Origin of the sequence: Kribbella sp. CA-245084 (genome assembly GCF_050942355.1) — a bacterium.
In the GTDB taxonomy this organism is placed as follows: domain Bacteria; phylum Actinomycetota; class Actinomycetes; order Propionibacteriales; family Kribbellaceae; genus Kribbella.
The window spans coordinates 4,377,311-4,401,680 of the sequence record NZ_CP192053.1; the positions used below are offsets into that span (position 1 = coordinate 4,377,311).

Annotated in this window: 20 protein-coding genes; 9 read left to right on the top strand and 11 right to left on the bottom strand. The window is 68.1% G+C overall.

The genetic code is table 11. The annotated features are described in order from the left end of the window. The first annotated feature begins 1 nt into the window (after position 1). From ACQPYH_RS21015 to ACQPYH_RS21030, 4 genes are all read left to right on the top strand, one after another. Positions 2 to 1,474, top strand: coding sequence for an extracellular solute-binding protein (locus tag ACQPYH_RS21015; RefSeq protein ID WP_432893841.1), 1,473 nt, complete (start codon positions 2 to 4; stop codon positions 1,472 to 1,474). Positions 1,475 to 1,479: 5 nt separating this feature from the next. Next, positions 1,480 to 2,457: a carbohydrate ABC transporter permease gene (locus ACQPYH_RS21020; protein WP_432893843.1), complete on the top strand. Its 978-nt coding sequence runs from the start codon at positions 1,480 to 1,482 to the stop codon at positions 2,455 to 2,457. A gap of 115 nt (positions 2,458 to 2,572) precedes the next feature. Next, on the top strand, positions 2,573 to 3,403 hold the full coding sequence (locus ACQPYH_RS21025; protein WP_130448133.1) for a carbohydrate ABC transporter permease: 831 nt from the start codon (positions 2,573 to 2,575) through the stop codon (positions 3,401 to 3,403). A gap of 10 nt (positions 3,404 to 3,413) precedes the next feature. Next, a complete protein-coding gene (locus ACQPYH_RS21030; RefSeq protein ID WP_432893845.1) occupies positions 3,414 to 4,709 on the top strand; it encodes a Gfo/Idh/MocA family oxidoreductase in 1,296 nt (431 codons plus the stop codon). A gap of 49 nt (positions 4,710 to 4,758) precedes the next feature. Here ACQPYH_RS21030 and ACQPYH_RS21035 read toward each other — a convergent pair whose 3' ends face one another. Continuing rightward, positions 4,759 to 6,051, bottom strand: a complete 1,293-nt coding sequence (locus ACQPYH_RS21035; RefSeq protein WP_432893847.1) for a hypothetical protein — start codon at positions 6,049 to 6,051, stop codon at positions 4,759 to 4,761. A 207-nt stretch (positions 6,052 to 6,258) separates the two neighbouring features. Here ACQPYH_RS21035 and ACQPYH_RS21040 point away from each other — a divergent pair, with 207 nt between their 5' ends. Further along, complete coding sequence (locus ACQPYH_RS21040) at positions 6,259 to 6,993, top strand: carbonic anhydrase (RefSeq protein ID WP_432893849.1); 735 nt, start codon at positions 6,259 to 6,261, stop codon at positions 6,991 to 6,993. Between the two features lie 25 nt (positions 6,994 to 7,018). On the opposite strand, the gene ACQPYH_RS21045 is transcribed toward ACQPYH_RS21040, so the two are convergent. The 7 genes from ACQPYH_RS21045 to ACQPYH_RS21075 form a co-directional block, all read right to left on the bottom strand. Further along, complete coding sequence (locus ACQPYH_RS21045) at positions 7,019 to 7,516, bottom strand: beta-class carbonic anhydrase (RefSeq protein WP_432893851.1); 498 nt, start codon at positions 7,514 to 7,516, stop codon at positions 7,019 to 7,021. Next, on the bottom strand, positions 7,513 to 8,463 hold the full coding sequence (locus ACQPYH_RS21050; protein ID WP_432893853.1) for a sucrase ferredoxin: 951 nt from the start codon (positions 8,461 to 8,463) through the stop codon (positions 7,513 to 7,515). The genes ACQPYH_RS21045 and ACQPYH_RS21050 overlap by 4 nt, the downstream gene beginning before the upstream one ends. 46 nt (positions 8,464 to 8,509) lie before the next feature. Continuing rightward, a complete protein-coding gene (locus ACQPYH_RS21055; RefSeq protein WP_432893855.1) occupies positions 8,510 to 10,177 on the bottom strand; it encodes an MFS transporter in 1,668 nt (555 codons plus the stop codon). Further along, positions 10,174 to 10,878 carry an LppX_LprAFG lipoprotein gene (locus ACQPYH_RS21060; RefSeq protein WP_432893857.1) on the bottom strand — a complete coding sequence of 235 codons (705 nt, stop codon included), beginning with the start codon at positions 10,876 to 10,878 and terminating at the stop codon, positions 10,174 to 10,176. Before ACQPYH_RS21060 ends, ACQPYH_RS21055 begins: the two co-directional genes overlap by 4 nt. Before the next feature lie 5 nt (positions 10,879 to 10,883). Beyond that, positions 10,884 to 13,331 carry a DNA gyrase/topoisomerase IV subunit A gene (locus ACQPYH_RS21065; protein WP_432893859.1) on the bottom strand — a complete coding sequence of 816 codons (2,448 nt, stop codon included), beginning with the start codon at positions 13,329 to 13,331 and terminating at the stop codon, positions 10,884 to 10,886. A 133-nt stretch (positions 13,332 to 13,464) separates the two neighbouring features. Continuing rightward, positions 13,465 to 15,399: an FtsX-like permease family protein gene (locus tag ACQPYH_RS21070; RefSeq protein ID WP_432893861.1), complete on the bottom strand. Its 1,935-nt coding sequence runs from the start codon at positions 15,397 to 15,399 to the stop codon at positions 13,465 to 13,467. Further along, positions 15,399 to 16,166: an ABC transporter ATP-binding protein gene (locus ACQPYH_RS21075; RefSeq protein ID WP_432893863.1), complete on the bottom strand. Its 768-nt coding sequence runs from the start codon at positions 16,164 to 16,166 to the stop codon at positions 15,399 to 15,401. Before ACQPYH_RS21075 ends, ACQPYH_RS21070 begins: the two co-directional genes overlap by 1 nt. 109 nt (positions 16,167 to 16,275) lie before the next feature. Here ACQPYH_RS21075 and ACQPYH_RS21080 point away from each other — a divergent pair, with 109 nt between their 5' ends. From ACQPYH_RS21080 to ACQPYH_RS21090, 3 genes are read left to right on the top strand one after another with little or no spacing between them, the layout of a single operon-like run. Beyond that, a complete protein-coding gene (locus ACQPYH_RS21080) occupies positions 16,276 to 17,547 on the top strand; it encodes a sensor histidine kinase (RefSeq protein WP_432893865.1) in 1,272 nt (423 codons plus the stop codon). Next, entirely contained in the window at positions 17,529 to 18,182 is a 654-nt protein-coding gene (locus ACQPYH_RS21085; protein ID WP_432893867.1) for a LuxR C-terminal-related transcriptional regulator, read from the top strand. The genes ACQPYH_RS21080 and ACQPYH_RS21085 overlap by 19 nt, the downstream gene beginning before the upstream one ends. 2 nt (positions 18,183 to 18,184) lie before the next feature. After that, positions 18,185 to 18,595, top strand: a complete 411-nt coding sequence (locus ACQPYH_RS21090; protein ID WP_432893869.1) for a CoA-binding protein — start codon at positions 18,185 to 18,187, stop codon at positions 18,593 to 18,595. On the opposite strand, the gene ACQPYH_RS21095 is transcribed toward ACQPYH_RS21090, so the two are convergent. The 3 genes from ACQPYH_RS21095 to ACQPYH_RS21105 are packed head-to-tail and all read right to left on the bottom strand — an operon-like array spanning position 18,588 to position 21,623. Beyond that, positions 18,588 to 18,836, bottom strand: coding sequence for a DUF2630 family protein (locus ACQPYH_RS21095; RefSeq protein ID WP_432893871.1), 249 nt, complete (start codon positions 18,834 to 18,836; stop codon positions 18,588 to 18,590). The two genes, ACQPYH_RS21090 and ACQPYH_RS21095, sit on opposite strands and share 8 nt — an antisense overlap. A gap of 20 nt (positions 18,837 to 18,856) precedes the next feature. Next, on the bottom strand, positions 18,857 to 20,554 hold the full coding sequence (locus ACQPYH_RS21100) for an AMP-binding protein (RefSeq protein WP_432893873.1): 1,698 nt from the start codon (positions 20,552 to 20,554) through the stop codon (positions 18,857 to 18,859). Between the two features lie 22 nt (positions 20,555 to 20,576). Continuing rightward, the gene (locus ACQPYH_RS21105; RefSeq protein WP_432893875.1) at positions 20,577 to 21,623 is read right to left on the bottom strand and encodes an SLC13 family permease; all 1,047 of its coding nucleotides are present in this window, start codon (positions 21,621 to 21,623) and stop codon (positions 20,577 to 20,579) included. 42 nt (positions 21,624 to 21,665) lie between these two features. Between ACQPYH_RS21105 and ACQPYH_RS21110 the strand changes: the two genes are divergently transcribed. Next, positions 21,666 to 24,362, top strand: a complete 2,697-nt coding sequence (locus ACQPYH_RS21110) for a GNAT family N-acetyltransferase (protein WP_432893877.1) — start codon at positions 21,666 to 21,668, stop codon at positions 24,360 to 24,362. Positions 24,363 to 24,370: the final 8 nt, after the last annotated feature.

Here is a 24,370-nt window from a genome sequence, read left to right on the forward strand (position 1 = left end):
CATGTCATCACCCATCTCACGGCGGTCGCTGCTGCGCGGTGCGGCAGCACTGGCCGGCGCGGGCGCACTCGCCGGCTGCTCCTCGGACAACTCGGGCAGCGGGGCCTCGGGATCGAAGGCCAAGACCACCATCACCTACTGGGACTGGTACGCCAGCCAGGCCGGCTGGGTCGACAACGAGATCAAGTTGTTCCAGCAGGCGCATCCGGACATCGCGGTCAAGAAGACCACGCAGGTCAGCGACAAGTACGCCGACCTCGTGTCACTCGCGTACCGGAGCAACAACCCGCCGGACATCCTGATGGTGCCCAAGAGCCCACAGCTCAGCCAGCAGGTGTCACAGGACTGGCTGATGCCCGTCGACAAGTGGGCGACGAAGTCCTGGCAGTCCGGCTTCCCGGAGAACAGCTTCGTCGAGGGAGTGGACGTCTTCGGCGGCAAGGTCTACACCGCGCCGTTCGCCGCCCCGGCGCCGTCGCTCCAGCTCTACATCCATCACGGTGTCTTCAAGGACGCCGGCCTGACCAACGACGACGGCAGTGTGAAGCTGCCGAAGACGTGGGACGACGTCACGCAGGCGGCCGAGGCCATCGCATCGAAGAGCGGCGGGAAGGTCGCGCCGTTCGGTTTCGGCAACTCGACGAACACGACCCTGGCCTGGTGGCTGGATCTGTTCGTGCGCGGCGCCGGCTCGCCGGGCGGCGCCGCGGTCGGCGGCATCGATGGGATGGACTACCGGGTCGGCCAGTGGAAATTCGGCAGCGATCGCAACTACCTCGACATGATCAACCTGCTGATGGAGTGGAAGAACAAGAACTGGTTCTACCCGAACTCGATGAGCATCTCCGACGAGCAGGCGCGGGCGTTCTTCGAGCGCGGGCGGTTCGGGATGACGGTCGGGGGAGTGTGGAACCAGCCGGAGTGGACGCAGCACAAGTTCACCGACTACAGCCTGGTCACCCTGCCGAGTCCCAGCGAGGCGCCGAAGGCGTTGTTCTACGGGCCTCCCGGCGGACGGTTCGTTGCGGTCTCGTCGAAGACGTCGCATGCCGATGAGGCGTGGGCCTGGTTCGACTGGCTGTACAGCCCGGACGCCGGGAAGCGTTGGGTCGAGCAGGGCCAGGGGTTGTCCGTGTACGCGAAGAACAACGACCCGAAGAGCGTGACGTTCGCGCCGTTCTCGCAGTACGTCGCGATGTCGGGTGCGGCCGTGGTCGGTCCACAGCCGGCGATCCGGAACCCGAAGGTGTCGGCGGTCCAGCTGCCTGCGGTGAAGCCGGACATCAACGATGTCTTGGCCGGCATCTACACGGGTCAGCTCAAGGATCGGCAGGCTGCGCTGACCGAGCTCGAGGGCAAGATGAACCAGGCGCTCGGCGACGCGATCAAGAAGGCGCCGGGGGTCAGCGCGAAAGACTTCGCCTTCGCGGACTGGGATCTCACCAAGGCCTACACCACGAAGCCGGGCGCCTGATGGTGATGACCGCCGTACGGCAGGACGTGACCGCTACCGGGCCGCCACCAGCGGCGGCCCGGCGGCGGGCGCGACGCCGTACCTATCTGTGGTCGTATGTGTATCTGGCGCCGATGATGGTGCTGCTGCTCGCGTTCGTGGTGTATCCGATCATCGCGTCGCTCGGCTACACGTTCTACAAATGGGACGGGATCGGCGACCCGTCGGAGTTCGTCGGGTTGGCCAACTTCCGGCAGATCGTCAACGACAGCATCTTCTGGCGCTCCCTCGGCCACACCTTCGTGTACGCCGCGTTCGTCGTGCCGGTCCAGCTTGTCCTGGCGTTGGCGCTCGCGCTCGTGCTGAACAACAAGCGGCTGCGGTTCGCGTCGTTCTACCGGACGCTGTTCTTCCTGCCGGTGGTGACCTCGGCGGCGGTGATCGGTGTCGTGATCCAGTTGCTCGTGTCGAACTTCGGTGACTCGATCAACACGCTGCTGCTGAACCTGCACCTGATCCATCAGCACATCGACTGGCTGGGGGATCCGCACTTCGCGATGGCGATCATCATCCTGGTCGGGATCTGGCACACGTTCGGCTACAACCTGGTGTACTTCCTGGCCGGGCTGCAGACGATTCCGGACGAGCTCTACGAGGCCGCACGGCTGGACGGCGCTGGTCGGATCGCGATGTTCCGGTACATCACGATCCCGATGCTGCGGGCGGTCGGTGTGGTGATCGTGATCCTGGCGGTGATCGGGACGTTCCAGATCTTCGACCTGGTGCAGGTGCTGACCAGCGGCGGCCCGTTCTTCGCCACCGAGGTCGTGAACACCTACATCTACCACCTGGCCTTCGGCGGCAGTAACGCCAACGCTGTCCAGCCGGACATCGGCCTGGCGTCGGCGGCCTCGTTCATCTACGGCCTGCTGCTGATCGGGTTCTCCGTCGTACAGGTCGTCGTACTGCGTTCCCTCGCTCGTCGGAGAGGTACCTCATCATGACTGTACTGATGCCGCGACTCCGTCGCGGCGGGTCATGGGGCTGTTGCTCCCGGTCTTCCCTCGTCGCTCCGGTCGCTTCGCTCCCTCCGCTCCTCAGTCCAGACCGGGAGGCCCCATGACCAGGCGTCGCGTGGTGACAGTGATGACGCATGTGGCGTTGCTGGTCAGCGGATTGGCGTGGCTGTATCCGCTGTTCTGGGCGCTCGGCTCGTCGCTGAAGAGTGATGACGACTTCTTCACCGACGGGCTGAATCCGATGCCGTCGCACTTCCTCTGGGCGAACTACCTGAACGCCTGGCAGGAGGCCTCGTTCGGCCGGTACTTCATGAACACAATTCTGATCACCGTTGGCACGGTCGTGATCACTTTAGTAGTCACTTCCTGCGCGGGATACGTACTTGCCCGTACACGGTTCCCGGGCCGTGGGTTCTGCCTCGGGCTGGTGTCGGCGACGCTGTTCCTGCCGCACGGGTACACGATCATCCCGGTCTTCGACTTGATGCAGCGGGTGCATCTGCTGAACAGCCTGTGGTCGGTGATCATCGTGCAGGCGTCCGGGGGAGTGGTGTTCGGGACGTTCCTGTTCATGGGCTACTTCATGGCGATCGACAAAGAGCTCGAGGACGCCGCAATGGTCGACGGGGCGAACTTCCACCAGACGTTCGCGCGCATCATGCTGCCGCTGTCCGGGCCGATGCTGGCCACGGTCGGCCTGTTCACCGCGATCACCGCCTGGAACAGCTTCTTCATCCCGCTGGTGTTCACGCTCGGCCGCCCCGAGCTGCGCACGCTCGCGATCGGGATGTACGCGTTCATCGGCGAGAACTCGACCGAGTGGACGCTGCTCTGCGCCGGCACGGTCATCACGCTCGCCCCGATCATCCTGCTCTTCGTTCTGCTGCAGCGCTTCTTCGTCAACGGTCTGGCCGGTGCGGTCAAGCAATAGGAGGTCCTCCATGCCTGTGCGGACGGCAATCGTCGGAACCGGGAACCGCGCTCAACTCTTCACCGAAGGCCTGGCCAAACGAGACGCGTACGACGTCGTCGCCTTGTGCGATCCGAATTCTGTCCGGATGGCCTTCCACAACCGCATGCTGCTCGCGGCCGGCCGTCGTACGGCGCATCAATGGCCGCCTGGGCGGTTCGAGGAGATGTTGCGGGTCGAGCGGATCGAGCTGTTGATCGTCACCAGCGTGGACGCGACCCACAACCTCTACATCGAGGCGGCGCTGCGGGCCGGCGTACGGGTGATCAGCGAGAAGCCGATGACGACCGATGCGGCGAAGGCGACGAGCATCCTGGCCGCGGTGCAGGAGACCGGCGGGTCGTTGTCGGTGGCGTACAACTACCGGTTCAACCCGGTGCATCGACGGGTGCGCTCGTTGCTGGCGGAGGGTGCGATCGGGGACATCCACTCTGTGCATTTCGAGTGGATGCTCGACGTATCGCACGGCGCGGACTACTTCCGCCGCTGGCATCGCGACAAGGCGAACTCCGGTGGATTGATGGTGCACAAGGCCAGTCACCACTTCGATCTCGTGAACTGGTGGCTGGGTGCGGAGCCCCGGATCGTCTATGCGCAAGGGCAATTGGCGTTCTACGGGCCTGGGCATTCCCACGGTTATGCGCGTCCCTACGACCGTGTCGACGGATCCGCTGCTGCGGCTGACGATCCGTTCGCTCTGCACCTCGCGGACAACGCGACGCTCCGCGAGCTGTACCTGGACGCCGAGGGGGAGGACGGCTACTACCGCGATCGCAACGTCTTCGCGCCGGGCGTGACGATCGAGGACGACATGGCGCTGCTCGTGTCCTACAACAGCGGCGCGACGATGACGTACCACCTGACGGCGTACTCACCCTCCGAGGGCTACCGCGTGATGTTCAACGGATCGCGCGGCCGGCTGGAACTCAATGTCGAAGAGTCGACATTTACCGCCCCAAATCAACGAGTCGAATCGGCAAAAGGCTGGGTCCACGGCGACCTGGCCGCACCGACCGCCGGACGCACGTCAATCACCCTGCGCCCCCTCTGGGAGCCACCGATCGACCACACCGTAGCCCACGACCACACCGGCCACGGCGGCGCCGACGCTCGCGTCCTCGCAGCCCTCCTGGACAACGACCCAACCGAAGCCGCCGACCTAGCCGATGCCCGCCAAGCCACCCTGGCCCTAGTCACCGGCCTAGCAGCCAACCACTCCTTCAACACAGGCCTACCCGTACAAACCGCCGACATACTGGCGATTTGATGGACAGAATAGTGATCAGGCCGAGCGTGGCGATGATCAGTTTTCTGTCCTAGCCCAGCGCTGCGCGGAGGATCGCGTGGGCGCCGTTGACGATGGACTCGCGGTTGGCTTCGTAGGTGGGGTCGGTGATTGCGGTTTTGTTGGCTGGGTCGAAGGACAGGACGGGGACGTGCAGGTGGCCGGCCGGCATTGAGGGGTCGAGGAGGTCGCGCTGGAGGGTGTTGCGGTAGGCGACCTCGTTGGAGAGGTAGCCGCCGCCGGTGCCCTCGGACGCGATCGAGCCGGGCGTGGGGCCGTCGGGGCGGCGTACAGGCTCGGTCTGGCCGGCTGGGATCTCTAGGACTGACGTGTTGACGCGGGTCCGGAACGGGATGACGTCGGCGTGGGACATGCGGGCGAGCGGGAGGCTAGAGGTGATGAACTCGGGGCCGGGCGGCATGCTGGGGGAGACGACCGGTGCGTTGATCGTGCCGCCGCCCCAGAGGTTGTTGTTGTCGCCGATCGAGCTGACCGAGCGGCGACGGCCGTTGAAGACCTCGAGGTCGAAGATGCCGACGCGGCCTTGGCTCGCGGTCATGACGAGGTCCGCGTGCTGCGGGCCCGGGCGGTAGTGCGGCGCGAGGGCGTTCTCGACCATGCTCGCGTCGAAGTCTGTGTAGCGGACCGGGAAGACGACAGTCTGGATCTCGTACGTCTTGCCGTTCACCGTCCAGCGCTGACCGTCGAGCGTGAGCGCGTTCGCGCCGGACGGATTGCCGATGCGGATGTCCGCGTCCAGGGTGAACGGGTCGAACCCGGTAACGAGGATCTTCCGCACGCCTGGGGTGAAGCGCGTGCTCGTGATGCCCCGCGAGGCGTACTCGAACGACTTGATCAGGTCGGCGCGTTCCGTCGTACCGAGGCCGAAGCGTGGTTGCCATTGGCGTAGGGCGAACGCCATCGAGATCCGCGCCCAGTAGAGGCCGCGGTCGTCGGTTGCCGGCAGCGCGTCGGCTCCGCGCACAGGATGCTGCGCGCGGTACGTCGCCGTACGCCAGAGAATCTCGCCCTGGGTGCGCACGAGTGCCGCTGCGGCCTGACGACTGGGGACGTGGCACAGGAGCCGGCTGAAGAGCTCAACCTGCTGGTCGAAGCCGGATCGCGTCAGGATCTCGGCCGGCACCGACGGACCACCGTCCACACCTCGGTCGAGTCGCTGCTCCTCGACAGACCCGGCGGTCGACTGATCCAGGCAGCCTGTGGTCGGCATGGCCTGGGCCACGGGCGCGCCGGAGAGAACGGCGGTCAACGCGAGGGCGCCGATGAGCAGGGAACGGTGGAATGAGCTGGGGCGGAGTCTCATACGGGGTGTCTATCAGATTTCCCGGCTGGAGCCGAGAGATTCGAAGACATTGTGGGTACTGCAGACTGTATGCAATCTGCTACCTTCGAAAGGACGGCACAACCCGCCCCTCGCTCCGCTCGGGGCGGGGGGAGATGCACCGCCCACCGCTCCGCTCGGGGCAGGGGGATGCACCGCCCACGCCGTCCGTGCGTGAGGAGCTCTCCGTTGACCAATCCGTCTCGTCGTCAGGCTCTGACTGCCGGCCTGGCTGCTCTCGGCGCCGGAGCCCTCGCCGGCTGCGCAGGAACCGCCGGAGGCGCCCCCGAACTCTCCACCGGTACGCAGGTCCCGAGTGCGACCCAGGCACCCGTTGCCGACGGCAAGCAAGCTCTCGAGCGGCTGATGGTGGGGAATGCGCGCTTCGTCGCGGCTCAGGAGCAGGACCTGGACGAAGGCATTGCGCGGCGCGTGGCGGTGAGCAAGGGCCAGCATCCGTTCGCCACGATCCTCGGCTGCGTGGACTCCCGCGTGCCGATAGAGCTCGTCTTCGACCAGGGTCTCGGCGATCTCGTCGTCGTACGAAGCGCCGGTGGAGCGCTCGACCAGTCCGTGACCGGCAGCATCGAGTTCGGCATCGCCGAGCTGCACACCCCACTCCTCGTGGTCCTGGGCCACCAGCGCTGCGGCGCCCTCGACGCCACCATCAAGGCTCTGGACGCCGACCAACGCACATCCCACACCAAAGGCCTCGACTACCTCGTAGACACCCTCGCTCCAGCAGTCCGCCAGGTAGCAGGCAAATCCGGCGACCGCCTCACCAACGCCGTACAAGCCAACGTCACCCTCACCCTCACCAAACTCCGCCAGTCACCCGTCATAGGTCCCCTGGAAAAGTCCGGCAAACTCCACCTGGCCCCCGCCTACTACGAACTCGACACCGGCAGAGTCGTCCTCCTCTAGCTAGGTGGCCCTCCGGCGCTGCGGGTCAGTCGATCTGGGTGAGGCGGCCGTTGTCTACGTCGTACATGAAGCCGCCGACGAGGATGTCGTCGCCGATGAGGGGGTGTTCGCGGACCGCGGCGACGTCGCGGCGGAGGGCCTCGAGCTGGTCGGGGATGACGGAGATCGGCAGGTAGCCGGCCGGCTTGCCCGCGGCCTGCTCGACCTTCGCGCGCAGGTCGTCCTCGGACATCGCGGCCATCGCGCAGCGGGTGTGCGGGATGATCATGATCCGGCGTACACCGAGCAGCTGGACGCCGAGCACCAGCCCGGTCATCGTGATCTCGGTGACCCGCCCGCCGGCGGAGCGCAGTACCTTCGCGTCACCCGGCTTGAGGCCGAGCATCTCCAACGGCGGGATCCGGGAGTCCATACAGGTGACCACGCCGATGCCGGCATGCGCGATCCCGTCGAAACCGCCGTAGTGGAAGTCAGCGACGTACTCCGCGTTGGCGGCGAGCAGATCGTCGAATCCGCCGCTCATCGGATCGCGCCTGACACTGGAGTTCCGGTTTGCAGGATCGACATCGCGAACGGTTCCTTTCCACACGAGTCCGGACGGGGAGGATCAGCGAGCGCGCTGGTGACCGGGACGCTCCACGACCGGCCGTCGAGGTGCTGGATGGTCACAGTCTCAGCGTCTTCGGCCACGACGCGCAACGCATCCAGGGAAAGCTCGCCGGTGAGCTCCCGTACGGCGACCTCGGCCGCCTGACCGCGCTTGCTCCAGGTGGACCGGCCGCGCAGCCCGGTCGTGATGGTCTCGCCGCGATCGGCCGCGGCCAGCGCCTCGGCCGCCGTCTCGACGGTCAGGTGCCCGTGCATCGTGCCGGCGGGCAGGTATGTCGCAGTCGGAGCGAAGCGGTGTCCGCCCAGATGGTTGGCTTCCCACACGCGTCCCGGTGCCCGTTCGGCGAGCCCTGACACCAGCGGCCGGCCGAGAACCGCGCAGCATCCGTCACGCTTGCCGTTCGTACACACGAGCACGACCGGCTCGTCGACGGGCAGGAGACCGGGCAATGAGGCGATCACCGCAGCGCGATCACCGCGCGCGACCGCATCGAGATCGAGGTCGCCCAGCTCGGAGGCGTCCGCGATCCGCCCGCCGAGCAGCCAGCTCAGGCCCGGCGTGGTCGAGGCGACGAACACCTGGTGCGACCGCTCAACCGTGTCGGCGTGCCGCCCCGGCATCCGGATCAGCCCGAACCGTACATCGGCCTTCTTGCACTGGTCGTCGAACGGCCCGCCGAACTCCGGATCGAGGTGACTCTGCGTCGGCGCCTTCGCACCCCACGGCCCCGGCTGCTCGACAACGACCCATCCCTTGGCCACGACCGCGGTGCCGGCGAGCGGCTCACGCAGTACCCGGCAGTACGTCGAACACAGGCCGGGCCGGGCCGTGGTCGACGGAGCGTCGGGCGCAGGGGTCACACCCTCACGGTACGCGAGGTGAGACAGCTGTCCCTCATGATGATCATCATGTGTGCGTTAGCCCACGTCGCCCGAGCAGCAGTACGGCGAGAGCCGCGGCCAGGAACGCGCACACGGCCGCACCGGCAAAGATCGCGTGAACTTGTGAAACAGCGGCGTCGCGGAGCGCGTCGACGAACGGGCGGCAGGTGCCGGGGGAGGACGGGCACAGCTCGTTCGGCGATTTGATGCCGTCGGCAATGGCGTAGTACCGGCGGAGCCCGATCGCTGTCAGCGCGGAGACGCCGACGAGCATGCCGACCATGCGTGCGACGACCACAAGCGCGCTCACCAGGCCGTGCGTGTCGGCGGGCGTCGCGCCGAGCATGGCTGTGTTCACAGGTGACAGTGCTAGACCGAACCCGAATCCGCAGACGAGCAGTACGACGGTCGCCGGCCAGTGATCGAGCGCCGTACGACTCCAGAAGGCCATGACAAGGAACATCGCACCCGACAACCCGAGCCCGGCCCCGGCGATCAGTCCGAGCCCGTAGCGCCGGGTGAGCCACCCACCGGCAACCGCTCCGACCGGTAGAGCGATCAGGAACCGCACCAGCACCAGCGCAGCCGCCAGCTGACCGCCGCCTTGGGTGGTGCGTGCAAACACCGGTACGTCGACCAGCGCCGCGATCAGTGCGCAGCCGATGAGGAAGCTGACCACCAGCGAGCCCCAGGCAGGACGTGCACGCAGCAGACCACGAGGGACAATGGCTGCCGCCGTACGACGCTGCCACAGCGCGAACGCCACCGCGAAGACAGCGGCCGCGACGAGGAGCCACGGACCGGCCGGCGACATCAGCTCACGCTCGGGGTCGGCAGTCGCGAACGCCAGCACCACCCCGGCCAGCGCGAGTGCGAGCAGTAGCGCGCCGACAAGGTCAACCTGCGACAAGACACTGGCGGTGTGGCCGCGCCCACCCCACAACACCAGGCCGAGCCAGATCAGCGCGAGAACCAGCGTGGCGACGCCGATCGGCGTGAGAAGCCTGGAGGTTCCGGTGAAGGGCACGAAAGGCAGGCCGAGCGTCACACCGGACGCGAGTCGCTCAGGTGCCGTCAGCGTCAGCCCGAGAGCGACACAGGCCAGTAAGCCGACAACACCGGAAAGCGGTGGCCATCGACGACCGCGGAGGAGCAGCGCGAGCACGACTGCGACGGTCAGATTGAGCCAGAAGATGTACCGCCAGTCGGCCACCGCGAGTACGGCGGCACCCAGCAGCGGACCAAGAACCGCCCCAAGCTCCTGCACCGCACCGACCACACCAAGCGGCAGACCGCGCCGATCGGCCGGCCATAGATCCGCAACAAGAGCGAGCGTCGCAGGAACGAGCCCACCGCCGCCCACCCCCTGAAGAAACCGACCGGTTACCACCAACGGCAGGTCGTAAGCACCCGCCGTGATCAGCGACCCGACCGCGAACAGCAGCAGCGCCCCGACGAGCACCGGCGTCCGCCCAACGACATCCGCGATCCGCCCGATCAACGGCAGTACGGCGATGTACCCGAGCAGGAAGCCCGAGATGATCGGCGCCGCCCGCTGCAATTCGTCCGCGGACAGCCCGACGCCGGCCATCATGTTCGGCAGCGCCAGCACGACGACGTACGTGTCCGCCGCCGCGAAGGCAACCGCGATGGACGCCAGCGTCAGTCGCGTCCTCGCCGAGCTGTCGCTCACGGCTTGGTGATCTCTACCTTCTCGCCGTACTTGTCGAGGGTGACGTCGTAGCTGCTGGTGGCGCCGGAGTAGAACGGGCCGGTGATGGTGGCCGAGACGAGTTGCTTGGCGTCCTGGTCGATCTTGAAGGTGCTCGGGAAGTCCTGGTCCGCGGGCGCCTTCGGGAAGATGCCTTGCAGGTCCTTGCCCTGGACCGAGCCGGTGACCTCGGTCAGCACCTTCGCGCCCTCGCGGGTGTCGCCCTTGATCTTCGGGTCCTTCAGCGTCGGCAGGACCGCGGTCAGGCCCTTCGCCGGGTCGAGCAGGATCGCCGGGTCAGGAGCGCCGAGCGAGGCCAGCTGGGACGGCGGAAGCTCGATGTAGCTGGGGGTGAACGACAGCTTGGCGTACACCTTGCTGCCGACCGCGACCACCTGAGCGTCGATCGGCGCACCGGCCGACCGCACAGTCAGCTTCCCCTTGAACGCGGGGGCGTGCGTCGCGACACCATCACCACTGGCGAGCGTCTGCGCGTTGTCGGGCAGATCGCGGCCGGTGAGCACGATGTGCACGCTGGCCGCGTCGTCGATCGTCTTCTTGACGTCGGTGAGCAGCGCGACCGCGTCCCCGCCGGACTGCCCACCCCCGCCGGTGTCCTTCTTGCCGCTGCATCCGGCCAGCGCAAGTATCACGACCGCGCCGAGCGCGAGCAGTCTCTTCACGAGGGTCAGCCTGCCAGATCAGCAGCGCACGCAGCGATCGGCTGCGCGACCGGTACGCCGGAACCGTCCCGGCGCGGGTCGATCGGCGGCAGGTCCACCGGTGCGCCACTGCTCGCGCTGGCCTTCACCGGCGCCACGCCGATGAAGCCGAGCAGCAGCCCGTCCTCACCCTTCAGCAACCGCTGGCAGCGAACACCGCCGGTCCCGCGGCCCTTGCCCGGGTATTCGCTGAACGGCGTCACCTTCACAGCGCCGACCTCTGTCCCCGGCAGGGCCGACGACGAGCCCGCGATCGTGACGACCTGCGCCTCCCGGCCTGCGTCCATCGCCCCGAAGAACACGACCTTCGCCTTCGCGGCCAGTCGGACACCGGCCATACCGCCCGCGGTCCGTCCCTGCGGCCGTACTGCGGACGCGGGGAAGTGCAGCAGTTGCGCGTCGGACGTGATGAAGCAGAGCTCCTCTTCGCCCGTGGTCAGCTCGACCGCGCCGATGACCTCGTCACCGTCCTTGAGCCCGACGATCTCCCACGAGTCGCGGTTGCTCAGGTGGTCCGGCACGACCCGCTTGACCACGCCGCCCGTCGTACCGAGAGCGACACCGACCGATTCCGGGTCCATCGTGGTCAGCGCGAGCGCCTTCTCACCCGGCTCCAGCGACACGAACTCCGCGATCGGCGCGCCGCCCTGCAGGTTCGGCGCTGCGGCGGTCGTCGGTACGGCGGGAAGGTCGAGCGACTCGAGCCGGATCAGCCGGCCGGCGCTGGTGATCAGGCCGTACTGCCCGCGGGCCGTGCTCTTGATCGCGGAGATGATCGCGTCGTGCTTCGCGCGAGCCTCGCCGCCGCCGAACGGCTCGACCCCGTTCGTCCGGGCCAGCAGCCCAGTCGAGCTCATCAGGATCCAGCACGGGTCGTCGCTGACCTCGAGCGGCACGGCGGCCGTCTTGGTCGCGCCGGACGACTCCAGCAGCACTGTCCGTCGCGGCGTGCCGTACGTCTTCGCGATCTCCGCGAGCTCGTCGGACACCGTCTTCTGCAGCAGCTTCGGGTCGTCGATGATCGCGGACAGCGCCTCGATCTCGCGCTCCAGCTCGCCCTTCTCGGTCTCCAGCTCGAGCTTGGAGAACTTCGTCAGCCGGCGCAGCGGCATGTCCAGGATGTAGTTCGCCTGGATCTCGGACAGGTCGTAGATCTCGATCAGCCGGGAGCGCGCCGCGGCCGAGTCGTCGCTGCTGCGGATGATCTGGATGACCTCGTCGATGTCGAGGATCGCGATCAGCATGCCCTCGACGATGTGCAGCCGGTCCTGTGCCTTCTTCCGGCGGAACTCGCTGCGCCGGCGGACCACGGAGTACCGGTGGTCGAGGTAGACCTCGAGGAGGGGCTTCAGGCCGAGTGTGCGCGGCTGGCCCTCGACCAGGCAGACGTTATTGACGTGGAACGCGTCCTCGAGCGGGGTCAGCTTGTACAGCTGCTCAAGCAGCGCCTCGGGGACGAACCCGTTCTTGACCTCGATCACCAGCTGGGTGCCGTGGGTCCGGTCGGTCAGGTCCTTGACGTCGGCGATGCCCTGCAGCTTCTTCGCCTGGACCAGCGTCTTGATCTTCTCGATCACCTTCTCCGGGCCGACGGCGTACGGCAGTTCGGTGACCACGATGCCCTTGCGGCGCGGGGTGACGTTCTCGATCCGGGCGGTGGCGCGCATCTTGAAGCTGCCGCGGCCGGTCGTGTACGCGTCCTTGATGCCGTCGAGGCCGACGATCTTGCCGCCGGTCGGCAGGTCCGGCCCGGGCACGAACCGCATCAGGTCGTCGATATCGGCGGTCGGCGTCTTGATCAGGTGCCGCAGCGCCTGGATCACCTCGACCAGGTTGTGCGGGGCCATGTTGGTGGCCATGCCGACCGCGATCCCGGTGGCGCCGTTGACCAGCAGGTTCGGGAAGGCGGCCGGCAGCACCCCCGGCTCTTCCTCCTGGCCGTCGTAGTTCGGCTTGAAGTCGACGACGTTCTCGTCCAGGCCGGCCGTCATCGCCATCGCCGGCGGCGCCATCCGGCACTCGGTGTACCGCATCGCGGCCGGGCCGTCGTCGAGCGAGCCGAAGTTGCCGTGCGGGTCGATCAGCGGCACCCGCATCGACCAGGACTGACCGGTCCGGACCAGGGCGTCGTAGATCGCGCCGTCGCCGTGCGGGTGGTACTTACCCATGACCTCACCGACGACGCGGGCGCACTTCACGTGCGAGCGGTCGGGGCGGATGTTGTTCTCCGCCATCGAGAACAGGATCCGCCGCTGCACCGGTTTCAGCCCGTCCCGCGCGTCGGGCAGCGCCCGGGCGTAAATGACCGAGTAGGCGTACTCCAGGTAGCTGGTACGCATCTCGTCGGAGACGTCGATGTCGAGGATGCGCTCCTCGAAGTCTTCGGGTTCGGCGGTGCTGGTACGGCGTGCCATGCGGGTCTACGAGCTCCTCGATCAAACCGGTACGACGCCGCGACGGTCCGGCGCCCTACCCCATTGTCCCTGGTCAACGGCTATTTGCCCGGCCACGACCCACCCTTGCGCCGATCATCTCCGCCGTACCGGTCTACTCCATTACCGCGGAGGGTTGTGACCGGCGCAGGATGTACGTGGTCGGGGCCAGAGCGGACCCTACCGCCAGGATCAGACAAAGTCCGCCGATGCCCAGCAGCACACCCCATGGAACTGTGAACGGTACGTCGGCCAGCCCCGCGTTCATCGCGTGCCGGATCAAGATCCCGACCGTCACCGTGATCGCCGTACCGAGACTCAGCGCGACCGCGCCGACCAGCGACGACTCCCACAGCACCATCCGCCGGATCTGGGCCGGCGTCGCGCCGAGCAGCCGTGAGGTGATGAACTCGTGCCTGCGCTGCAGACTGCCCATCAGCAGCGTGTTGGCGATCGCGATCGCGCTGTACAGGCCGGCCGGACCGAGCAGCAGGATCAGCCCGAGCTGGTTCCCCTTCCGTACGCCGGCCGCCTGGTCGGCCTCCCACTCCGCGGCCAGCTGCGCATGCGGCAACTGCTTCACGAGGCTCGCGGGATCGACGCCGTCGGCGGGCAGCACGAACTGCCGCTCGGGCTCCGCCGTCGGCGCATGCTTGCGCGCCAGGTCGAGCGGGACGAGCAACGACGGATTCACGCCGAAGGCGTCCTTCACGATCGCCACCACCCGCAGCTTCACCGGCGTCCGATCGACGAACACCAGCGGGATCTCGTCGCCGACCTCGTACCCCTCGAACCCAGACATTTCCTTGCTAATGGCAACCGTATTCCCGGACAGGTCGCGGACATCTCCGGCCAGCGCAGTGAGGTCCCGGGTCTGCGTGGCGACCGCCGGATCGATCCCCTCGACGTCCTCGAGCTCAGCATCATCCCGGTCGATCCGCACCATCTGCAGCGGAACGCCGGCATCGACCGCTTTCACTCCTGGGCCGGTCACCGGTGCTCCTCCGGTGACGACAATCGGTGCGCGGACAGCGTCACGGATCGTCGCCCCGGCACTGTCCGCGGCGAAGCTCAGGCTCAGGACCATCGAGCCGGCCACGGCCGAGATGGCGAGGATGGGTGCAGCCAGTGATGCGCTCCGGCGCGGCGCAGCCAGCACGTTGGAGCGGGCCAGGCGCCCGGACACGCGGGTCCACGCAACCAGCGGCAGGGCCCACAGCCGGCCGACAAGAGGTACGACGAGCGGCGCGAGCAGCGTCAGCGCGATCACCATCACCATCGGCGTGAACATCGCCAGCGGTACGGCGCCGTCGCCGCTCGACGGCCGGATCAGCGTCAGCATCGTGACCGCTCCGCCCATGAACAACAGGCCGAAGATGATCCTGACCGGCCCGATCCGCGGCGGCTCCAGCGCAGCTTCCCGCATGGCATCGATCGGCCCGACCCGACCGGCCCGCCGGGCGGCCGAGCGCGCCCCGAGCATCGCGACCAACAGCCCGGCCGCGACCGCGATCGCGAGCGGCACCCACGGCGACGCCGGCTCGAGCTTCACCGGCGCAAGCTCGGTGTACGACGCCTTGGCCAACAGCAGGGGAGTCGCGAGCTGAGCAGCGAGCGCACCGGTCAGTGAGGCGGCCAGCGCGACGACCAGCGCCTCGCCGAGCACCATCCGGCGGATCTGACGCGGAGTCGCACCGATCAGCCGAAGCAGTCCGATCTCCTGACGCCGCGAGGCCACCGCGAACGCGAACGTGCTGGCGATCACGAAGATCGTGATGAACCCGCTGATCGCGCCGACCATGTTGAGCACGACCTGAAGCCCCGAGACATCGGCGTCCGAGAACGGCACCCGGATCTGCCGAGGCGCAGCACCGTCACCGCCCAGAGTGGTCACGGTGATGGCGGACGCGGCCGGCCCGCGGTACGCGATGGTGGCTGCCGTCGCGGTCGCCGCCAGCCCGAGCAGGAACACCCCGACAGCGAGCGCGACGAACGAACCGGCGTACAACGACCGGTGGCGGCTGACGGTCTGCCGGCTCAGATAGAACATCACTGCTCCAGGTCGCTCATGGCGGCGGCGATCTGCGTCGGCGTGGCGCGGTCGAGGTGCCCGGCGAGCAGTCCGTCCGACAGGAACAGCACCCGCTCGGCGTACGCCGCGGCCACCGGGTCGTGGGTGACCATGACGACGGTCTGGCCGGCGCGGTCGGTCGCTTCTCGCAACAGGCCGAGGACCTGCCGGCTGGTGCCGCCGTCCAGCGCGCCGGTCGGTTCGTCCGCGAAGAACACCGACGGCTGGGTGATCAGCGCACGCGCGATCGCAACCCGCTGCTGCTGACCACCGGACAGCTCCGCGGGCCTCCGCTTCGCCTTGCCATCCAGTCCGACCTGGTCGAGCACCCGGTGTACGTCGGTCCGCGACGGCCGGCGTCCGGTCAACCGGAGCGGCAGTGCGACGTTGTCGTAGACGGTCAGCGACGGCAGCAGGTTGTACGCCTGGAACACGAAGCCCATCTCGGCCCGGCGCAGTTTGGTCAGCTCGACCTCGCTCAGGCCACTCAGCGTCACTCCGTTGAGTACGACGGTGCCTGTGGTCGGCTGGTCGAGTCCGGCGGCGCATTGCAGCAGCGTCGATTTGCCGGAACCGGACGGGCCCATCACGGCGGTGAACGAGCCGCGGGCGAAGTGGTACGTCACTCCGCGCAGCGCGTCGACCGCTCCGGCCTTGGAGCGGTACGTCTTGGTGATGCCGTCCAGCAGCAGCGCAGGCGGCTCGATCGGCGCGACGGTCGGGTACGAAGGCGCGGTAGCGGTCATAGAACCAGGCAACCGCGGAAGCAGTCGCGAAGCCCTGGCCCAGGATGGAGACCTGGAGTAGCGCGCACGCTACCGTCCTGCGGGCTGAGCCCCCTCTAGGGTTGAACGCGTGGAGAGTCCTAAGACGGCCTGGGCAGCGTTGGCGTCGCCGCGTTACCTGATCTCGTCGTGGCCGTGGCGTAGCTACGCCTACCTCTTCACGTCCGTGCCGGCCGGTGCGCTGGCGATCTGCGTACTGATCGGGCTGGCCGCGCTGAGCGCAGTACTCAGCCCGATCCTGATCGGCATCCTGATGCTGACCGCGTTCCCGCTCATCGGCGCCGCGATCGGCAGGCTCGAGCGCTGGCGGGCCGGGCTGATGCTGGTGGACGGCATCAGCACCCCGCACGCGCCGCTGCCGCTCGGATTGTCGGTCAAGCAGCGGCTGACCTTCCGCCGGCGCGAGCAGGCCTCGATGCGGGCTCTCGGGTACGGGTTCGTGCTCGGCGTCCTCATCTGGCCGCTGAGCGCCTTGTTCGCAGGTATCAGCGCGACCGTTCTGCTGACCACGCTCGCCGCTCCGGTCATTGCCGACACCGACGAGATGGGGATGGGGCCCTGGACGCTCGACTCGGCCAGGGAAGGCTTCATCTTCCTGATTCTGTTCGGGCCGGTGTTCTACGTGTTTAGCTCATACCTGCTCGGGGTCATCGCCGGCGCTGAGGCCTCGCTCGCGAAGGCCATGCTCGGACCGCGGCAGGAGGAGCTGCAGCGCAACCTCGCCGAGCTCCGGCGCTCGCGGCTCGATCTGGTCGACGCGTTCGAGACCGAGCGGGCGCGGATCGAGCGGCACCTGCACGACGGCGTACAACAGCGGCTGGTCGGGCTGACGATGACGCTCGGGCTGGCCGAGCTGGATCTGCCCGACGGCGAGGGACGGCGGCTGGTGGTGAAGGCGCATTCCGAGGCGGAGGCTGCGCTGGCCGACCTGCGTGCAGCAGTGCGGGGGATTCATCCGCGGGTGCTCGTCGATCACGGACTGGAGGCCGCGGTACGGGAGGTGGCCGACCGGATGCCGCTGCCGGTGACGGTGCAGCTGTCCACGACCCGCTTGCCGCCGCCGATCGAGGCCGCGGCGTACTTCGTTGTGTCCGAAGCGCTCGCCAACGTCGCGAAGCACGCACAGGCGACGAAGTGCGAGGTGTCCGGCTGGGTGGATCGTGAGCGGCTCGTCATCACGATCCAGGACGACGGAATCGGTGGCGCACGTCTCGGTGCGGGGACCGGACTCACCGGGCTGGTGACGCGATTGGACGCCTTGGGCGGCACACTCGACGTCGACAGCCCACCTGGTGGGCCGACCCGATTGAGGATGGAGTGTCCGTGCCGACTAGGCGATTGAGCATTGTGCTGGCCGAAGACTCGCTGCTGTTGCGGGAGGGCCTGGCCAGCATTCTGGATCGCGCCGGGCACGACGTACGGGACACGGTCGGAGACGCGGACACGCTGCTGGCCGTCGTACGCAAGGAGCCGCCGGACGTGGTGATCACCGACGTACGGATGCCGCCCGGGCACTCCGACGAGGGCCTGCGCGCGGCCGCGGCGATCCGGGCCGAGCTGCCGGCGATCGGGATCCTGGTGCTCTCGCAGTACGTCGCCGATGCGTACCTCTCGACGTTGCTGGAGACAACGACCGGCGGGATCGGGTACCTGCTGAAGGATCGCGTCGGGCACGTCACCGAATTCCTCGAGTCGCTGGACCGGGTCGCGAACGGCGGGACGGTCGTCGACCCGGAGGTCGTCCGTCAGCTGCTCGCGCGACGGCGCAACGACGGGCCGCTGGCCGCGCTGACGCCGCGTGAGCTGGAGGTGCTCGCGCTGATGGCCGAGGGCCGGGTGAACGCGTCGATCGCGGAGCAGCTCGTGGTCAGTGAGGCCGCGGTCCGCAAGCACGTGGGAAACATTTTCGCCAAGCTGCGGTTGGAAGATGGGTTGGACCGGCGCGTATCCGCGGTGCTGACCTACTTGAGAGGTTGAAGATGGACGAGGCGATCCGCAAGATCCTGGCCGACTGCGACACGTGGGCCGTGGTCGGGCTGTCGAACAACACGAGCCGGGCGGCGTACGGCGTGGCGCGGTTCCTGCAGAATCACGGGAAGCGGATCGTGCCCGTGCATCCGTCCGCGGAGACTGTGCACGGCGAGCAGGGGTACGCGACGCTCGCCGACATCCCGTTCCCGGTCGACTGCGTGGACGTGTTCGTCAACTCCGACCTGGCCGGCGACATCGCCGACCAGGCCGTGGGAATCAACGCCCGGGCGGTCTGGTTCCAGCTCGACGTGATCGACCAGGACGCCTACGCGCGGACGACGGCAGCGGGTCTCACGATGGTGATGAACCACTGCCCGGCCATCGAGTGGGGCCGTCTCGGACCGGACTCTTCTAGTTGAGGTAGCCCTCGACGGTGTCGGCCGAACGGGCCTGCGCGTCGTCGGGGTTCTCACCGAACTCACGCCGTGCACGCCGCTGCCGGAGCAGGTCCCAGCACTGGTCCAGCTCGACCTCGACGGCCTTCAGCCGGGCATGCTCGTCGGCGTCACTGATCGTGCCGGCGGCGTGCTTGGCCCGAAGGTCCTTCTCCTCCGCAACCAGATCGTCGATCCGCCCGATGATGCTCTTGTCGTCGCTCATGAGGAAACCGTACGCCCTGGCTACTTGAAGTCGGCCTCGTCGTAGGTGTTGCCGGTGCCGCCCTCGACCTTCGCGGCCTCGTCGGCGCGGAGCTCGACCCGGCGGATCTTGCCGGAGATCGTCTTCGGCAGGTCGGCGAACTCGAGCCGCCGGATCCGCTTGTACGGCGCCAGGTGCTCTCGGCAGAACGCCAGGATCTCCCCGGCCAGCTCCCGCGACGGCTCGTGTCCCGCGGCGAGGACGACGTACGCCTTCGGCACTGCCAGACGGACCGGATCGGGTGACGGTACGACGGCGGCCTCGGCGACCGCGGGGTGCTCGATCAGCACCGACTCCAGCTCGAACGGCGAGATCCGGTAGTCGCTGGCCTTGAAGACGTCGTCCGAGCGTCCGACGTACGTGATGTAGCCGTCCGCGTCCCGGCTCGCGACGTCGCCGGTGTGGTAGAACCCGTTGCGCATCACCTCGGCCGTCAGCTCGTCCGCGTCGCGGTAGCCGCGCATCAACGGGACCGGCGCAGGCGCCAGTTCGATGCAGATCTCGCCGTCGTCGCCGATCACGTCGGTGGCCGGATCGATCAGCGCGATGCTGTACCCGGGCAGCGGGCGGCCCATCGAGCCCAGCTTCACCGGCTGACCGGGGGTGTTGCCGATCTGTGCGGTGGTCTCGGTCTGGCCGTATCCGTCCCGGATGGTGATGTCCCAGGCGTTGCGGACCTGCTCGATCACCTCGGGGTTGAGCGGCTCACCGGCCGAGATGCATTCGCGGATCTGTACGTCGACCGCGGACAGGTCGGCCTGGATCAGCATCCGCCACACCGTCGGCGGCGCGCAGAACGTGGTCACGCCGTACTCCTGCAACACCTGGAGCATCCGCTCAGCGTTGAAGCGCGTGTAGTTGTAGAGGAAGACGGTCGCACCGGCGTTCCACGGCGCGAACACGTTGCTCCACGAGTGCTTTGCCCAACCGGGTGACGACACGTTGAGGTGTACGTCGCCGGGCTGCAGACCGATCCAGTACATCGTCGACAGGTGGCCCAGCGGGTAGCTGACCTGCGTGTGCTCGACCAGCTTCGGCTGACTCGTCGTACCGGAGGTGAAGTACAGCAGGAGCGGGTCGTCGGCCGCCGTGTCGACCTCAGGTACTGGTCCGTCGTAGCTCTCGGTGTCGGCGTACGACAGCCAGCCCTCGGCCTCAGCTCCGACGGCGACGCGGATGCAGTGGTCCGCGATCCCGGCGTACCGGCCGGCGTCGGCGCCGCTCGTGACCACGGCGCGGACGTTGCCGCGGGAGATGCGGTCGGCGAGGTCGGCGTCGGTGAGCAGGGTGGTCGCGGGGATCATCACCGCGCCGGCCCGGATGCAGCCGAGCATCGTTTCCCAGAGCTCGACCTGGTTGCCGAGGACGATCAGCACGCGATCGCCCGGCTCCAGGCCCGCCTCGGTGAGCCAGCCGGCGACCTGGCGGGACCGCTCGGCCATCTCGGCGTAGGTCCGCGAGCTGACCTGGCCGTCCTCCTCGACGATCGTCAGCGCAGCCACCTCAGGCTGCTCGACGGCGAGCGCGTCGAACCAGTCGTGCGCCCAGTTGAACCGCTCCAACGCCGGCCAACTGAAGTCCCGGTACGCCGTCTCGTAGTCGTCGCGATGCGCCACCAGGAAGTCCCGGGCCTCCCGGAACTCCCGGGTCACCGCCGAGGTGCTCTGCTCCGTCGCCATGTCGCGCACACTACCCATTCCGTCACGCGTTCAGTGCCAGAACAGCTCCCGCCACGACCAACGGCGTGAGGATGAGACCGCGCCACAGGAACGACCACCAGGAGATCTCGACGCGGGCGGCGTCGCAGCGGGCTCGCCAGAGGAGCGTCGCGAGCGAGCCCCACAGAGTGAGCATGCACCCGCAGTTGACGCCGATCAGCAGCGCCATCATCCGGTGCGGGCTGTTGGAGGCGACCGGCTCCATAGCGAGGTACGCCGGCAGGTTGTCGAACAGGTTCGCGCCGACGGCAGCAGTCGCGCTCAACCGCAGCTCGGACGTGGTCCCCGCGATCCGGCGGAGCAGATCCTCGAGCCCGTGATCGCTGAGGAACCCGACGACGGTGAACAGCACCACGACCGTGATGACGAGCTTGTACGGGACCAGCGACCACCGCAGCACGCTGCGCCGCCGGATGGCGAACAGAACGACCAGCACCAGAGCCCCGATGCTCGCCGGCCACGCCACCTCGACACCGGACACGAACGCGGGCCCCATCAGCACACACACGCCCGCCGCGCCCCAGAACAGCACCTTGTCCTCGACCGGCGGAGTCGGCGGTACGGCGTACGTCCGGCGCAGGTCGGGGTGGAACAGAACCGCGAGTACGACGACCGTGATCAGGATCGACGCGATCGCCGGACGCCAGCTCACCGAGATGAAGGACGTGTCCAACTGGCGGAACTGATGGAGGGCGAGCAGGTTCGTGAGATTGGACACGGGCAGCAGCAAAGACGCCGTACCGGCCAGCCAGACCGTGGTGAACGCGAACAGCTTCGGCGGGATGTCGAGCTGGCGGGCCATCGACAGCACGACCGGCGTCAGCAGCACCGCACAGGTGTCCAACGACAGCACGATTGTGAGCCCGGTGGCGAGCGCGACGACCAGCAACCAGAGCCGCCAGACCCGGCCGCGGGCGAGGTGCGCGGCCTCCCGCGCCGCGACGTCGAACACCTTGGCCTGGTCGGCCAGCTCGGCGATGACGGTCACGGCGATCAGGAACACCAGCACCGGCGCGATCCGCTCGACCAATATTCACGACCTCCGAGGTGACTGTTTGAGTACGCTTGCCAGGTGCCGGACCAGTATGACCACGAGCTGCCGGACGGCTATCCGGCGGAGTACGAGGCGGACGTCGTCCTGCGGGACGGCGCCACCGCGCATCTGCGCCCGATCACGCCCTCCGACGCCGAGCTGCTGGTGGCGTTCTACGCCCGGGTGTCCGAGCAGTCGAAGTACTACCGCTTCTTCGCCCCGTACCCACAGCTATCCGAACGGGACGTCGCGCGATTCACCACGGTCGACTACCACGACCGGCTCGCGCTGATCGTCACGGTCGGTGACGAGATGATCGGCGTCGGCCGGTACGAGCGGACCGGACGGAGTACGGCGGAGGTCGCGTTCCTGATCGAGGACGCGCACCAGGGCCGCGGCCTCGGGCAGCTCTTCCTCGAGCATCTCGCCCAGGCCGCCCGCGAGAACGGCATCCACCGGTTCATCGCGGAGGTGCTGCCGGACAACCGGAAGATGATCACGGTCTTCGCCGAGGCCGGTTACAAGGTCGCCCGGGAGTTCGAGGACGGCGTGATCATGGTCGAGTTCGACATCGCGCCGACCGACACGTCGTTCGGCGTGATGCAGGCCCGTGAGCAGCGGTCCGAGGCTTTGTCGATCGCGCGGCTGCTGACCCCGTCGTCGGTCGCTGTGATCGGCGCGAGCCGGCGTGAGGGCACGATCGGCAACGCGCTGCTCCGGAACCTCCGCGACGGCGGCTTCCCGGGCCGGTTGTACGCCGTCAACACCGATACCAAAGCCGACGAGATCGAGGGCGTCCCGGCGTACCCGACGATCCGCGAGGTCGAGGACACCGTCGATCTGGCCGTCGTCGCGGTGAAGGCGGAGATGGTCGCGGACGTCGTCCTGGACTGCGCGGCCAAGGGCGTGCGCGGGCTGGTCGTGGTGTCGAGCGGTTTCGCCGAGATCGGTGACGAAGGGCGGAAGCGGCAGCGGCATCTGGTCGGTCTGGCGCGCTCGTACGGCATGCGCGTGATCGGCCCGAACGCGCTCGGCCTGATCAACACCGCGGCCGGCGTCTCGCTGAACGCGACGCTCTCGCCGTTGATGCCGAGCAAGGGCCGGGTCGCGTTCTTCTGCCAGTCCGGCGCGCTCGGCGTACCGATCCTGGCCGATATGGTCGGTCGCGGCCTGGGCCTGTCGAGCTTCGTCTCGGCCGGAAACCGCGCCGATGTCTCGGGCAACGACCTGATGCAGTTCTGGTACTCCGACGAGGCCACCGAGGTTGTCCTGCTGTACCTCGAATCGCTCGGCAACCCGCGCAAGTTCAGCCGGGTCGCTCGCCGGCTCGCCGGCCGGAAGCCAGTGATCGCGCTCAAATCCGGCCGCGCCACCCAGGGCGTCCCGGTCGGGCAGATGATCCGCCGCAGCAAGTTGCCGCCAGCAACCATCGAGTCGATGTTCCGGCAGAGCGGGCTGATCGGGGTGGACACCACGGGCGAGCTGTTCGACGTCGCCCAGCTGCTCGCGCACCAGCCGCTGCCGAAGGGCCGCCGTGTCGGGATCGTCTCGAACTCCGACGCGCTCACGCTGCTCGCGCTCGACACGATGGCGAGCTGTGGCCTGGAAGTAGCCGGCGACCCGCACAACCTGAGCGCAGACGCGACCGCCTCGGACTTCGGCGTCGCCCTGTCTGAGGTCTTCGCCGACGACAAGGTGCACTCGATCGTGGTGATCTACACGCCGCCGGTCCAGTCCAACGGCGCCGAGGTCGCGCAGGTGCTGGCCGCGGCTGCCGCCGGGTCCGACAAGCCGGTGGTGTCGACGTTCCTCGCCTCCCGCAGCGTGCCTGCCGAGCTACGCGTGCCCGATGAGGACGGCGGTGCCGCGCGCGGATCGATCCCGTCGTTCCTCAACCCGCAGTACGCCGTGGGTGCGCTGGCGAAGGCAACGCAGTACGGCGAGTGGCGCAGGCGATCGGACAGCCGGATCCCGGATCTGCCGGAGGTGGACACCGCCGGGGGAGAGGACTTCGTCGCGGAGTTCCTGCAGCGGCATCCCGGTGGCGCTGACCTCGACGAGGCGGACCGCCAGCGGCTGTTGAGCTTCTACGGCATCACGGTGCTGCCGGCGTTCCCGGTGCTGAGCGCGGACGAGGCAGTCGACCGCGCCGCGGACCTCGGGTTCGAGGTGATCCTCAAGGCGACCGCGGAGCAGTGGCGGATGCGGCCCGACCTGGCCGACATCTGGCGGCACATCCACGACGAAGAGGACATGCGGGCGGCCTGGGCGGAGATGACCCAGACGTTCGGCGTCGCGTCGGATCCGGGGCGGGCGCAGTTCGTCGTACAGAAGATGGCGCCGCCGGGGGTGCCGGTGGTGATCTCGACGATCGAGGACGTGTCGTTCGGGCCCGTCGTCACGTTCGGGCTGTCCGGGGTGGCGACGGACCTGCTCGGCGACAGGTCGTACCGGATGCCGCCGCTGACCACGCGGGACGCGGCCGAGATGGTGCGCGAGGTGAAGGCGTCGCCGCTGCTGTACGGGTACCGCGGCTCGGACCCGGTCGACATCTCCGCGATCGAGGACCTGCTGCACCGGGTCTCGCGCCTCACGCTGGACCTCGAGGAGGTCGTCCGCCTCGACCTGCGCTCGGTCCTGGTGTCCGCCGACGGCGCCTGCGTCCTCGACACCCGCGTCCGCATCGCTCCGAACGAGAAGCCGCGACAGGACACCCCGGCCCGTCGCCTGACCTGAGACCGGCG